The sequence below is a fragment of the Chromobacterium vaccinii genome, assembly GCF_000971335.1.
GTDB classification, from domain to species: Bacteria; Pseudomonadota; Gammaproteobacteria; order Burkholderiales; family Chromobacteriaceae; genus Chromobacterium; species Chromobacterium vaccinii.
On sequence record NZ_JZJL01000008.1, the window covers coordinates 1 to 12612 of the forward strand.

General features: G+C 65.6%; 16 protein-coding genes and 1 tRNA gene. 3 read left to right on the forward strand and 14 right to left on the reverse strand.

Annotated features, from left to right (window positions below; genetic code table 11):
• The coding region (locus VL52_RS05550; protein WP_160298915.1) for an MFS transporter at positions 1–1352 on the reverse strand (1352 nt) is incomplete at its 3' end.
• A gap of 121 nt (positions 1353–1473) precedes the next feature.
• On the opposite strand from VL52_RS05550, the gene VL52_RS05555 reads away from it, so the two are divergent.
• On the forward strand, positions 1474–2376 hold the full coding sequence (locus VL52_RS05555; protein WP_046156118.1) for a LysR family transcriptional regulator: 903 nt from the start codon (positions 1474–1476) through the stop codon (positions 2374–2376).
• 14 nt (positions 2377–2390) lie between these two features.
• On the opposite strand, the gene VL52_RS05560 is transcribed toward VL52_RS05555, so the two are convergent.
• The 11 genes from VL52_RS05560 to VL52_RS05610 form a co-directional block, all read right to left on the reverse strand.
• The gene (locus VL52_RS05560; RefSeq protein WP_021476926.1) at positions 2391–2699 is read right to left on the reverse strand and encodes a RebB family R body protein; all 309 of its coding nucleotides are present in this window, start codon (positions 2697–2699) and stop codon (positions 2391–2393) included.
• 29 nt (positions 2700–2728) lie between these two features.
• Positions 2729–3046, reverse strand: a complete 318-nt coding sequence (locus VL52_RS05565) for a RebB family R body protein (protein WP_021476925.1) — start codon at positions 3044–3046, stop codon at positions 2729–2731.
• A gap of 32 nt (positions 3047–3078) precedes the next feature.
• Positions 3079–3396: a RebB family R body protein gene (locus tag VL52_RS05570; RefSeq protein WP_046156119.1), complete on the reverse strand. Its 318-nt coding sequence runs from the start codon at positions 3394–3396 to the stop codon at positions 3079–3081.
• Positions 3397–3488: 92 nt separating this feature from the next.
• Positions 3489–4235: a hypothetical protein gene (locus VL52_RS05575; RefSeq protein ID WP_160298916.1), complete on the reverse strand. Its 747-nt coding sequence runs from the start codon at positions 4233–4235 to the stop codon at positions 3489–3491.
• A gap of 139 nt (positions 4236–4374) precedes the next feature.
• Complete coding sequence (locus VL52_RS05580) at positions 4375–4902, reverse strand: hypothetical protein (protein ID WP_046156120.1); 528 nt, start codon at positions 4900–4902, stop codon at positions 4375–4377.
• 14 nt (positions 4903–4916) lie between these two features.
• Positions 4917–6008 (reverse strand): extracellular catalytic domain type 2 short-chain-length polyhydroxyalkanoate depolymerase, encoded by a 1092-nt coding sequence (locus VL52_RS05585; RefSeq protein WP_046156121.1) that lies wholly within the window; start codon positions 6006–6008, stop codon positions 4917–4919.
• Between the two features lie 29 nt (positions 6009–6037).
• Entirely contained in the window at positions 6038–6358 is a 321-nt protein-coding gene (locus tag VL52_RS05590; RefSeq protein ID WP_046156122.1) for a hypothetical protein, read from the reverse strand.
• Between the two features lie 225 nt (positions 6359–6583).
• Complete coding sequence (locus VL52_RS25175) at positions 6584–7291, reverse strand: hypothetical protein (RefSeq protein WP_046156123.1); 708 nt, start codon at positions 7289–7291, stop codon at positions 6584–6586.
• Positions 7292–7317: 26 nt separating this feature from the next.
• Complete coding sequence (locus tag VL52_RS05600) at positions 7318–7551, reverse strand: RebB family R body protein (protein ID WP_021476918.1); 234 nt, start codon at positions 7549–7551, stop codon at positions 7318–7320.
• Positions 7552–7742: 191 nt separating this feature from the next.
• Positions 7743–8294, reverse strand: coding sequence for an RNA polymerase sigma factor (locus VL52_RS05605; protein ID WP_046156124.1), 552 nt, complete (start codon positions 8292–8294; stop codon positions 7743–7745).
• Between the two features lie 88 nt (positions 8295–8382).
• A complete protein-coding gene (locus VL52_RS05610) occupies positions 8383–9120 on the reverse strand; it encodes a Crp/Fnr family transcriptional regulator (protein ID WP_046156125.1) in 738 nt (245 codons plus the stop codon).
• Between the two features lie 339 nt (positions 9121–9459).
• On the opposite strand from VL52_RS05610, the gene VL52_RS05615 reads away from it, so the two are divergent.
• Positions 9460–9545, forward strand: a tRNA-Tyr gene (locus tag VL52_RS05615).
• A gap of 60 nt (positions 9546–9605) precedes the next feature.
• Here the strand turns inward: VL52_RS05615 and fghA are convergent.
• Positions 9606–10436, reverse strand: a complete 831-nt coding sequence (fghA, locus tag VL52_RS05620) for an S-formylglutathione hydrolase (protein ID WP_046156212.1) — start codon at positions 10434–10436, stop codon at positions 9606–9608.
• Positions 10437–10441: 5 nt separating this feature from the next.
• Positions 10442–11581 carry an S-(hydroxymethyl)glutathione dehydrogenase/class III alcohol dehydrogenase gene (locus tag VL52_RS05625; RefSeq protein ID WP_046156126.1) on the reverse strand — a complete coding sequence of 380 codons (1140 nt, stop codon included), beginning with the start codon at positions 11579–11581 and terminating at the stop codon, positions 10442–10444.
• A gap of 111 nt (positions 11582–11692) precedes the next feature.
• On the opposite strand from VL52_RS05625, the gene VL52_RS05630 reads away from it, so the two are divergent.
• Positions 11693–12595: a LysR substrate-binding domain-containing protein gene (locus tag VL52_RS05630; RefSeq protein WP_046156127.1), complete on the forward strand. Its 903-nt coding sequence runs from the start codon at positions 11693–11695 to the stop codon at positions 12593–12595.
• The last annotated feature ends 17 nt before the right edge of the window (positions 12596–12612 follow it).

A 12612-nucleotide genomic window follows, 5' to 3' on the forward strand; every position in this document is an offset into this window, starting at 1 on the left:
TCCCGTTCCGCGGCGGGAATCCGGCTGGCCGCCCAGGCCGCGCCCAGCGTCGCCAGCGCGGCCAGGCCGAGGCCAAGCGGCAGCGCCTGGCGCGGATCGGCGCTGTGGCCCACCACCAGCGCCGCGCCGGCGGTGCCGACCAGGGCGCCGGTCTGGCGGATGGCGTTCAGCACGGCGGATGCGGTGCCGGACAGCTGCGGCGGCGCGCTTTCCAGCACGGTGGCGGTCATCGGCGCGATGGCGAGCGCGGTGCCCAGCGCCAGCGGCAGCATGGCCAGCAGCGACCAGGCCAGCGCATGGCCGTCGGCGAGGGCCAGCAGCAGGTAGCCGGCGGCGGAGAGCAGCAGGCCGCCGCGCATCTGGCGGCGGGCGCCCAATCTCGGCAACAGGCGTCCGGCGACGATGTTGCCGGCGATCAGGCAGGCGGCCAGCGGCAGCATGGCCAGGCCGGCATGCAGCGCGTCCAGGCCCAGACCTTGCTGCAGATAGAGGCTGAGCAGCAGCAGGCTGCCGAAATAGGCGACGCCGATGGCGAAGCCCACCCAGTTGGCGGCGGCGAAGGCCGGATGGCGGAACAGCGCCGGCGGCACCATCGCCTGCGGGTTGGCTTGCTCCAGCCGCCAGAACAGCCGGCCGCTGGCGGCGACGGCCAGCAACAGGGCGAGCAGGACGGGAGCCGGCAGGCGCGGCCCCTCGATCAGCGCGTAGCTGGCCAGCGACAGCGTCAGCATGCCGGCGGCCTGGCCCGGCAGGTCCGCGCCGCGGGACGGCGACGCCTCCCGGAACGGCACCACGAAGGGGATGGCCAGCAAGGCGGCGAGGCCAATGGGCACATTGATCAGGAAAGCGCCGCGCCAGCCCAGCGGCCCCAGCAGCAGGCCGCCCAGCACCGGACCCGCCGCCGCGGCGCTGGCGGACAGGCCGCCGTACAGGCCGACGGCGCGCGCGCGCTCGGCGGGATGGGGGAAGGCGTGTCGCAGCAGGCCGAGCGAGCTGGGGATGAACAGCGCGGCGGCCATGCCTTGCAGCAGCCGGAAGAGGATCAGCGTTTGCGCGCCGGGCGCCAGTCCGCACAGCAGCGAGGCCAGCACGAACAGAGCCAGCCCCCAGGCCAGCATCCGCCTGGGGCCGAAGCGGTCGGCCAGCCAGCCGGCGCTGAGCATCAGGCCGGCGAAGCCCAGCGCGTAGGCGTCCACGATCCAGGTGAGCTGGCTGAGGCTGGCGTTCAGGCTGCGTTGCAGCGCGGGCAGCGCCAGGTTGACGATATTGGTGTCCAGCACCGCCATGAACATGCCGGCGCTGAGCGCCAGCAGGGTGGGCAGGCCGGTCTGGATTGGCTTGGAGTCGGACATGGATGAAGTCTTCGGAAGAAACATGCCGGCCATGCTAGGCGAGAACATAATGCGAAAAAATAGACAAATATGATGAATGGTGATGCAATTTCGCATCTATTCAGTAGCAGGCAGGCGCAAAATGAACTGGGACAACGCCCGTTATTTTTTGACACTCGTCCGCGCGGGCACGCTGCGCGCCGCCGCGCAGCAGTTGGGCGTGGACCAGGCCACGGTGGGCCGGCGCCTGCAGGCCTTCGAGGCCGAGATCGGCGGACGGCTGTTTTTGCGCACGCCGCAGGGCTACCAGCTGAGCGAGTCCGGCGCGATGCTGCTGGCCGACGCCGAGCGAATGGAAGCCGCCGCCGACGCCTTCAGCCGCAAGGCCGCGCACAGCGACCGCCAGCTGGCCGGGCCGGTGCGCATCGCCGCCACCGACACTGTGGCCGAGGCTTTCGTCATTCCGGCGCTGGCCGAGCTGTCGCGGCGGCATCCTGAGCTGGAGTTCACGCTGCTGACCGGCTTGTCGCTCAGCGACGTGGCGGCCGGCGAGGTGGATTTCGCCATCCGCAGCCTGCGGCCGGACAAGGGTGAGGTGCTGGTGCGCAAGCTGGCCGCCATCGACATGAGCCTGTACGCGTCGCCGGACTACCTGGCGCGGCGCGGGCGGCCGCAGCCCGGCGACGGCTTCGCCGGCCACGAGCTGCTGATGTTCCCGCGGGACACCGTGCCGCGCCACTGGCAGCGGCTGTGCGGCGAAAGCGTGGACCAGGCGCGCATCGCGCTGCAGGCCAATTCGCAGCTGGCCCTGCGGCAGGCGGCGCTGGCCGGCATGGGCATCGCCATGCTGTCCTGCTTCATCGCCGATCAGGACGCCGGGCTGGAGCGGGTGTGGCCGGATCGGGTGGATCCGGTGGACATGTGGCTGGTATTGCATCCGGATTTGCAGCGGGTGGCGCGGGTGAGGGCGGCGATAGAGGCGGTGGCCGGCTGCTTCGCGATGAAAAAAAACGTCCCGTCGCCGGGGCGAGGGACGTCAGCGTGAGGGCGGGACGGGAATCAGCGCATGAAGCTTTGCAGCACGGTCAACAGGCTGGTCAGGTTGTCGGCAATGCCGCCCTGGCCGACTTTTTCGGTGGCGGCGGCGCCGGCCATGGTATTCAGGCTGTAGATCTGCATGATGCCCTGGTTGGCCGCCGCTTGAGCCAGCGTGTTTTGTTGCTGCTGGGCCGCCACGGCGTTCTGGAACAGAATGCCGGTGGAGTGGGCCATGGTCTGGTAGATGGAACCCATCGCCATGGCGGGCGCTTCGCCGAGCACTTTCACGTTGGATTGGGTGACGGCGTCGGTGATTTGGTCTAGTGCCATTTCACTGCTCCTGGTTTATGGGTGGGGGATTAGCGTTGGTAGCTTTGCAGCACGGTCAGCAGGCTGGTCAGGTTGTCGGCGATGCCGCCCTGGCCGACTTTTTCGGTGCCGGCAGCCCCTGCCATGGTGTCCATGCTGTACACCTGCATCACGCCCATATTGGTGGAGCTTTGGGCCAGCGTGTTTTGCTGTTGCTGCGACGAGATGGCGTTTTCGAACAGGATGCCGGTGGAGTGGGCCATGGTCTGGAAGATGGAGCCCATCGCCATGGCGGGCGATTCGGCGAGCACCTTGACGTTGGTTTGGGTGACGGCGTCGGTGATCTGCGGATTGACGGTGGTTGCCATTTACGTGACTCCTTGTTTCGGGAAGAGGGCGATTAGCGGCGGAAGGACTGCAGCACGGTCAACAGGCTGGTCAGGTTGTCGGCGATGCCGGCCTGCGACATTTTTTCGGTGCCGGCGGCGCCCGCCATCGTATCCAGGCTGTAGATCTGCATCACGCCCATGTTGGCGGCGCTTTGCGCCAGCGTGTTTTGTTGCTGCTGCGCCGAGGTGGCGTTCTCGAACAGGATGCCGGTGGAGTGGGCCATGGTCTGGAAGATGGAGCCCATCGCCATGGCCGGGGACTCGGCCAGTACCTTGACGTTGGTTTGGGTGACGGCATCGGTGATTTGCTCGTTCACGATAGTGGCCATGTGTTGCCTCCTTCAGGTTGGATTGAGAGCGCGCGAGGATCGGGGCGGGATTATCGACTGGCCGTCGACCGTTCGCGCTGCTGAATGGACGCCTAGTCGATCGGCTTGTGAATCTCTTGCGCGTCAGGCGGCATGCCCGGAGATGGGGCGGGCGGTTCGATGCCGGGGGCGGTTGCTGCGGGCGCGTTGAGGGCGGCGGCGCGCTCTTTCGCCTCCATGCGGGCCACCAGCATCTGCAGTTGCTGATTCAGCGGGCCGAAGTATTGCTCGAAGCATGTTTTCACTTCCGCGCGCGCCAGCTTGGTTAGTTGTTCGCCGATCTGCGCCATGACCAGCTGGGTGCTCGGCCGCAGGCCGGCGCCGCCCTGCTGCAATGCCGCGGGGCGCAATTCGGCCAGGGTCTTGCTGCTCTCCAGCAGCTTGAGAATCGCCTGCTCTTCGGTTTCCTGCACTTGCAGCGCCTTGGCGGAGCCGGTCTGAATCGCCTGAAGGATCTCCTTCACGCTGGATCCGGCCTTGGCCTGGTTTTGGGTGATCGCCAGCTGCGCTTGCTGTTTCGCTTGCTGGGCGGCGCCCAGAGGCGCGGGAGGCTGGCTTTGAATGTTTTGCTGCAGGGCGAGCAGCTGTTCCATTTCTTCCGCTTGCAGCGCCCTGCCCAGATATTGTTCCGAGATCTGGCGCAAGTCGGGGTGGAGCGTGTCGTCAGCCATTGCGATCTCCTCGGACTTGGACACGCAGCGCGGGGAGGCCGTTGCAACGGCGGCGCGAAGCGGCGCTGGCGGGTCTGGTCTTGCCCAGGCGACGGGCAGGCGGGGAGTTCGGATGGCGAGGGGCGTCATGCATGGCGTTTCTCCGGACGGAATGGATGGGAAATCGGCGCGCGAGGCGTTGCCTGCGGGCTGACAGCAGGACGAGCGGGAAGGCCGCTTGTGAAGCGGGAGGCGGAAACCGGCCGCGGGGGGCGGCCGGCGGCGCGGATCAGTTGGTTGGCGACTCGGACTTGGGCGCCAGGAATTGCCGCAGGGAATCGAGCAGGGCGGGGGAGAAGCCGGTCAGCAGCTGTTGCAGATCCTCCTGGTGCACGCCCATGTTTTGCCGGGCGCGCTGGTGCAGCGCGTTGACGGCCAGCAGGTCGTCGGCTCCGCCGCGGGAGTCCAGCAGATTGCGCAGCAGTTCGTAGCTTTGCTCCCGCCACAAGGTGATCAGCTTCAACTGCCAGTTCAGCAACTGATGGCCGAATTGTTGGCTGATGTCCTGGCATTGCTGGCAATAGTCGAGCCAGCCGTCGGCGTCAATATGCTGACGCCATGCTTGCCGCCATTGGCTGCTTTCGCCTTGCTGCCATTCATCCAGCCGCTGGCGCTGTTCCAGTCCGGTTTGCAGCCTGCCTTTCCAGTCGTCGTGGCCGGGGATGCCGGCGAAAAAGAATTGGCGGAACATCGGGTGCCAGGCTTGCCAGCCGGTTTCGCCGTTTTGCAGCCAGGCGTTCAGCGGATGCGCTTCCATATCGAGTTTCCTTTTCATTGGAGAGGGCTGTCCAGACGCTCCACCATCGCGCGGATGGCGGACATCTGCGGCGCGGTTCGGGCGTAGAAGTCGGGCCGGACCGGATCCTTGCTGCTATAGCCCCAGAAGTCCCAGCAACCTTGCGGGTTGCGCTTGGGGTCGGTGCGGATCTGCGGGTACAGCACGATGATGCGGTTGCGGTCGGCCATCTGGTTGTAGCCGGTGCTGGTGTAGTAGCGGTTGCCGATGCGGCTGTCTTCCTGAGTGCAGCCGTGGAATACCACGTGCACGCGGCAGCTCTGCTTGCGGCAAGCCGCCGGGACGTAGACATGGCCGATGTCGGACAAACCGGTGTAGCGGCTCTGGGAGAATTCGGTCTGGTCGAAGTCCAGCAGTTCGCCGGACAATTTGGCCGCCGGCGGCTTCAGGTCGTTGCCGTACAGTTGGCGCAGGATGTCTTGCGATTGCATGAAGCCGCAGTTGTTGAGATTGGTCTTGGTGCTGCCGGCGGCGGGCGACACGTTGACGGGACAGGCTTCGTCCCCCGGGTTGGAGGTGAGCAGCGCGTGGCCGGCATTGACGGTGTCCACGTAGCGTATCTGCGATTCCGGCACGCCAGCGTTCAGGTAAAAGGCGCGCGTCTGGGCCACCACCTTGGGATAGACCACGCTGTCGGACGCGCCGGTGAAGATATACAGCCGCTGGCGCTTGATGTTGTCCACCGGGTCGATGGCGCCGTCCCGGGCGAACTGCTGCGCCTCCTTCCAGGCGGCCGCGCCGGAGGGCGCAGCGCCTTGCGGCCGCATGCATTGATTGCTGGCGGTCAGCATGAAGCGGTCTGCGCCGCCCAGCTTGTTCAGGCCGGCGCAATAGAACGGGCCGCCGGCGACGATGCCGGCGCCGGCTACGCTGGCTGAATAGGTGACGCTGTATTGGGCCGCCATGAAGGCGCCGGATGAGAGGCCGGATACCGTGTTTTGTTTGGGATCGGCGCCCAGCGCGGGCAGTGGCGGCGCGCTTGCCGCCAGTGCCTGGCCTGAGGCCAGCGCCGCCAGCAACGCCGCGGCGCGCGACAGGCGGATGAACGCATTGCGTGTTGGATGCATGGTTTGACTCTCCAGGGGGACGATGAGATTCACTGCTCAAACTTTTGCAATTCGTTGATGCCTGACCAGCCGATGAAGATCAGCCCTAGTGCGGTGGAACCAAATGAGTATGGCAGACCGGCCAGGATGCCCATGGCTAGCCCTTTGGCCAGGGCCACGCCAAGCCCATCCCTGTCCACCCAGCGTTGGGTCAGGGTGGCGCTGAGGGTGATGAGGCCCAGCAGCAGCAGGCCGGCGCACAGAAAGAACCGTTCCTTTTCCAGCGGAGGCAGAAGCCTGGCCATGTCCGGCAGTATCGTGTCCCACAGCTTGTCCGTGGCCAGCGCGACGAGGGCGGACAGCAGATGCACTGGACTTTTGCTTAGCCCAGGGAGAGGGCCGCGGGGGGCGTCCGTTGGGTCTGGCAGGCTCATGGCTGTTTGGCTGAGGGAGGTATTCATGGCTGGACGCGCAAACCGCCGGTTTGTGAGGCGGGGCAGGACGGATGCGCGCCGCGGAGCGGCGGTGGGACGCTCCGGATGAGGAGGTCGCCGGCGGGCTCCGCGCCGGCGTTGAGGCCGGCCGGAAGGGCGCCCTCAACCGCCGCGTTTGTCCAGCAAGTCCTGATATTTGCTCAAACTCTCGTCTATCCTGTCCAGGGCGAAGTGCGCCGCTTCGGCTTCTATCGCGCCGGCGGCGGCCGCCGCCGCGGCGGCGGTGCCGACCAGCAGGTCGGTGATCAGTATGCCCAGCGCGTCTTCCGCGGCGCCCTTCAAGTCCTCCGCGGCGAACTTCTCAGTCATGTTTTTCAACAGCACGCTTTTGCTGGCGAGAGCCAGTTTGCTGGCGCCGTCGAAGTAGTTGGCGCCGGCTTGCGCCACCAGGCCGCTGGCCTGGGTGATCATCATGTTGGGCGCGACCGCGATCTGGTTGCTGGCGTAAGCGGCGGTTTCGCTGTTGGTCAGCTGCACCGCCTGCACGATTTGGCTATTCAACGCCGAGGTGTCCCCGCTTCCGGTCGGAGAGATGCCGAGCTTGGCGGTGAATTCGCGCAAGGGGTTGGCGGAGGGCGGGGCGGATGCCGCGTCGCTCGACCGGGCGGAAGCCTGCCCGCCGGAGGGGGAGGCGCCTGCCGGCTCTTGCCGGGGGCTTGCCGCCGCGCCGCTGTCCGACGCGGATTTCGCGCCGGCATCCGTCTGGGGCGGCGGGCTGCCGCTGCCTTGCGGGCTCGGTTGCGCGGTGTCGGCAGCCGGCGTTGCGGGTGTCGCCGGTTTTTTCAAACCGAATATTCCTTTCCAGTCCATGGTTCAGTTCTCCTTGACGCGGGGCGTCAGACCTTCTCGCCGACAGAGAGGATCATGGACACCGCCTTGGAAATCACCGCGCTGTTGATCTGGTTCAGCGCCTGCTGGCTGTGCACCGAGTTTTGCAGCGCCAAACCGGCCGAGTGGCTGGCTACTTGGTACAGCGCGGCCATGGCCTGGGCAGGAGCTTCGGCCACGACTTTGACGTTGGTCTGGGTGACGGCGTCGGTGATTTGTCCATTGACTGTGGTGTCTGCCATGATTGCTCCTGAATCGCGGTTGATGGGGAAGAGGCGCCATGCGCTTGCCATACGGACGCGCCGCTATGAGCCCTGTGAAAATTTCCCTGCGTTACAAATCCGGGTTGTCGCCGGAATGGCACCGCGCCTGTCCCGCGAACGCGCGGGATGGAGAATCAGGATCGCCTTGCGGGCAAGGCGCGGCGCGAACATTACCGCTCCATCCGCTTGCGCAGCGATTTGCGCAGCAGTTCCACCCGTTTGCGCGCCAGCGCTTCGTTGATTCCCAGCAGCGAGGCGATCTGCGAATAGGACAGGTCTTCCTCGAACTTCAGCTTGAACAATAATTGCTGTTGCGGCTTAAGCCCAGCGAGCGCCGTGTCCATCCAGGCGAGCTGCTGTTTCAAAGAAAGCTGCTGTTCCGGGGTGGGGGTGCCGCCGGCGTGGGCATGGACAGGGGCGCTATCCAGGTCGGAATCCGGATCGATCACCCGTCCCTCCCGGCGTTGGCTGCGGACAAAATCCAGAAACGCGTGATTCAGGGCCAGGAACAGGAATCCGGCCAGGTTTTGCACGCGCTCCGGAGAGTGCTGCAGGTAAAGGTGGACCTTGAGGGCGGTGTCCGACAGCAACTCGTCGGCGCGATGGATATCTCCTTTGCACAAGTGGCGGGCGCGGCGCTGCAGCTTGGCGTGGATTTCTCGCCAGACCGGCTCGAAACAGTGGCCAAGATTGGAGGAGGAAACAACGTTTTGGTTAAGCATGTCGCCATCCGTTCATGACAATGGGGATTGCAGGATGGCGAAGCTGGGAAATCCGCTCAGTTACCGATGTGACATTTAAATATTTTTATCATTTAAAATATTTAATTTGCCTATCTGGGTATTGGGCGATCTGTCTGAGTCGGACCGGGTCGCAGACTTGCAGCATGTGGCGGGACAGCTGGATCAACCCATTGCGCTGCCATTGCTTAAGCTGCGCGTTAAGCCGAGGGCGGCTGGCGTTGAGCATGGAGGCGAGTATGGCCTGGTTCATGTTCAGCAGCAGGATGGGGCCGTTGGGGCCGGGATGGCCGCGAAGATCGATCTCCATCAACAGATGCCTGGCCAACCGGGCCTCCAGCCGATAAAGACAGACGGTTTCGACGAAGTTGCTGATGCGCTGCAACCGTCGGCACAGTTGCTGCTGGATGCGGGACATCAGTTGAGGCGCGTCTTGCAAGGCGCGGAAATGCTTCTGATCCAGCAGCAGCAGACGGCAGTCGCGGCTCAGTTGCGCGGTGCAGTTTCGGCGGCTCAAGTGCAGCAGCGCGCTTTCCCCGACTATTTCTCCGGGGCCTGAGCGGTCGATGATGACCTCGTGGCCGTCCGGTTCCTGCAGGGTGTGGTAGACGTTGCCCTGCAGCACCAGCGCGATGAACTCTTCCGTGTCGCCTCGCAAGAACAGCAGCTTGCTCTGCCTGCCGTTGACCGGCGTGGCATGGCGTTCGATATGCTGCATCAAATCCTGGGGCAGGTTCTCGAACAGCGGAAAGCTGTCGAGCCTGGCGGGCTGAGGGGCGGGACGTGAAACGGGCTTGGGAATATGCATCGTTTTTCCGCGGTCTGGCATCCGATTTGAAGCCGGCGGCGGAGGGGAATCAGCCGATGGCGACGAAGCGATGCATCAATGTTGCTGACATTGGCCTTGAATAGGGCGTTCCATGGAGAAAACGGCGCGGGCAAGCGTCTGTGAAGGGCGGGAACGGGCATCGCGCTCGAATCGCTCTTGCCGCAAATCTCATCGCTACGGCATGCCGATGCGGATTGCGGTTTCGATGGCGGACCGGCAGAGGAGGCATCGATCGGGAAGCGGGATCCGGCGCGAAGCGCTTTCGCGCGCCGCGAGGTGTTGACAGTTATATTGCGAGCCGATAAGATGCGCCGCTCTGGAGGGGTTACCCCAGCGGTCAACGGGTCCGGACTGTAAATCCGGCGGCTAAGCCTTCGAAGGTTCGAATCCTTCTCCCTCCACCAGACTCAAACAAAAAAAAAGCCAGGCTCTCGAGCCTGGCTTTTTTGCGTCCTGGGTCGGCCTCAGGCCAGCAGGTGGCGGGCGTGGAAACGCAGGTGTTCGTCGATGAAGCTGGCGACGAAATAGTAGCTGTGGTCGTAGCCGGCGTGGCGGTGCAGCTCCAGCCGCGCGTCGCCGCGGCGCGCCGCCTGCTGCAGGGCGTCCGGCCGCAGCTGCTCGGCCAGGAAGGCGTCGGCCAGGCCGATGTCCACCCTGAGCGGCAGCGGGCAGCCGCGCTCGGCCAGCAGCAGGCTGGCGTCCCATTCGGCCCAGGCCGCCTCGTCGTCGCCCAGGTAGGCGGCGAAGGCCTTGCGGCCCCACGGCGCCTGGGTGGGCTGGCAGATCGGGCTGAACGCCGATGCCGACACGTAGTCCTGCGGCCGCCGGATCGCGCAGACCAGCGCGCCGTGGCCGCCCATCGAATGGCCGGCGATCGCGCAGCGGCCGTTCAGCGGGAAATGGCGGCGCAACAGCGCCGGCAGCTCCTGGCTGACGTAGTCGTACATCCGGTAGTGGCCGCGCCACGGCTCGCGCTCGGCGTTGAGATAGAAGCCGGCGCCCTGGCCCAGATCGTAGGCCGGATCGTCGGCCACGCCTTCGCCGCGCGGGCTGGTATCCGGCATCACCAGCGCGATGCCGAGCTCGGCCGCCAGCCGCTGCGCGCCGGCCTTGTGGCTGAAGTTCTCGTCGGTGCAGGTGAGGCCGGACAGCCATAGCAGCCACGGCAGCTTGCCGTGCTCGGTCGCCGGCGGCAGGTACACGCTGAAGCGCATCCGGCAGGACAGCGCTTCCGAGTCGTGCAGCCATTGCTGCTGGCGGCCGCCGAAGGCCAGGTTGTCGGCTATCTTCTCCAGCCCGCTCATGCCGGCTCCGGCGCGTAATGGATCACCGAACGGATGCTTTTGCCCTCGTGCATCAGCTCGAAAGCCTCGTTGACGCGCTGCAGCGGCATGGTGTGGGTGATGAAGTCGTCAAGGCGGAATTCGCCCTTCAGATAGCGCTCCACGTATTCCGGCAGCTCGGTGCGGCCGCGCACGCCGCCGAAGGCGGAGCCGCGCCATACCCGGCCGGTCACCAGCTGGAACGGGCGGGTGGAGATTTCCTGGCCGGCGCCGGCCACGCCTATGATCACCGATTCGCCCCAACCCTTGTGGCAGCACTCCAGCGCCGCGCGCATCACCTTGACGTTGCCGATGCACTCGAAGGAGAAGTCGACGCCGCCGTCGGTCATTTCCACGATCACATCCTGGATCGGCTTGTCGAAATGGCTGGGATTGACGCAGTCGGTGGCGCCCAGCTTTTTCGCCAGCTCGAACTTGCCTTCGTTGATGTCGATGCCGATGATGCGGCCGGCGCCGGCCATGCGCGCGCCGATGATGGCGGACAGGCCGATGCCGCCCAGGCCGAAGACGGCCACGCTGTCGTCGGCCTTGACCTTGGCGGTGTTGACCACCGCGCCCATGCCGGTGGTGACGCCGCAGCCCAGCAGGCACACTTCTTCCAGCGGCGCGGCCTTGTTCACCTTGGCCAGCGAGATTTCCGGCAGCACTGTGTATTCGCTGAAGGTGGAGGTGCCCATGTAGTGGTAGATGGGCTGGCCGTCCTTGGAGAAGCGGCTGGTGCCGTCCGGCATCAGGCCCTTGCCCTGGGTGGCGCGGATCTTCTGGCACAGATTGGTCTTGCCGGACAGGCAGAACTTGCACTCGCGGCATTCCGGCGTGTACAGCGGGATCACGTGGTCGCCCACCGCCACGCTGGTGACGCCGGGGCCGATCGATTCGACGATGCCGCCGCCTTCGTGGCCGAGAATGCAGGGGAACACGCCTTCCGGATCTTCGCCGGACAGGGTGAAGGCGTCGGTGTGGCAGACGCCAGTGGCTACCATCTTCACGCGCACTTCGCCGGCTTTGGGCGGATGCACTTCGATTTCTTCGATGCTCAACGGCTGGCCGGCGGCCCAGGCCACGGCGGCCTTGCAGCGGATGATGTCCTGGCTCATCAGCGATTCCTTTTCCACGTTGACGGGTATTTGGATAATCGACCATTGTATTTTTTTGCTGGTTGTCGATAATCGGCCAGATTGGTAAATGATTTTTTCCATGGAGAAAAAATGGCCAGTTGGGAAGGAATGCAGGAATTCGCCGCCGTGGCCGATAGCGGCAGCTTTACCCGGGCAGCCCGGCGGCTGGGCATCTCCATCGCCCAGGTCAGCCGCCAGGTGGGCCAGCTGGAAGAGAGGCTGGGCGCGCGGCTGCTGTACCGCACCACCCGCCAGCTCAGCCTGACCGAGGCCGGCGAGTTGTATTTGACGCACTGCCGCCAGTTGCTGGAGTCGCTGGGGGACGCCGAGCAGGCGGTGTCGCAGTTGCAGGCCGAGCCGCAAGGCCAGCTGAAGCTGACCGCGCCGCTGGCCTATGGCCACAGCCATATCGCGCCGCTGGTGCTGGAGTTCATGCAGCGCTATCCGCTGCTGGAGGTGAGCCTGGATCTGTCCAACCAGGTGCAAGACCTGGTGCACGACGGCTACGATCTGGCGATACGGATAGGCCGCCTGACCGACTCCTCGCTGATGGCGCGCAAATTGGGGCAGCGGCGCCATCACGTCTGCGCGTCGCCGGACTACCTGGCCCGCCACGGCGTGCCGCGGCGGCCGCAGGAGTTGCTGCAGCACCAGTGCCTGCAGATCGGCAACGACGGCTGGCATCTGCAGGTGAACGGCCGCCGGCAGACCTTCCGGGTGCAGGGCCGGATGCGCTGCAGCACCGCCGCGCCGCTGGCCGAGGCCGCGGTGCGGGGCATGGGCCTGGCGCAGTTGCCCGATTACTACGTGGCGGCCTATCTGGAGAGCGGCGCGCTGGTGGAGGTGCTGGCCGACTACGCCGAGCCGGAGGAGGGCATCTGGGCGCTGTACCCGCACAATCGCCAGCTCAGCCCCAAGGTGAGGCTGCTGGTGGATTTTCTCGCCGACAGTCTGGCCGGCAGCGCTTGCCAAGCCGGCGGGGCGCGACAATAATCGCGCATTCTTTTGCG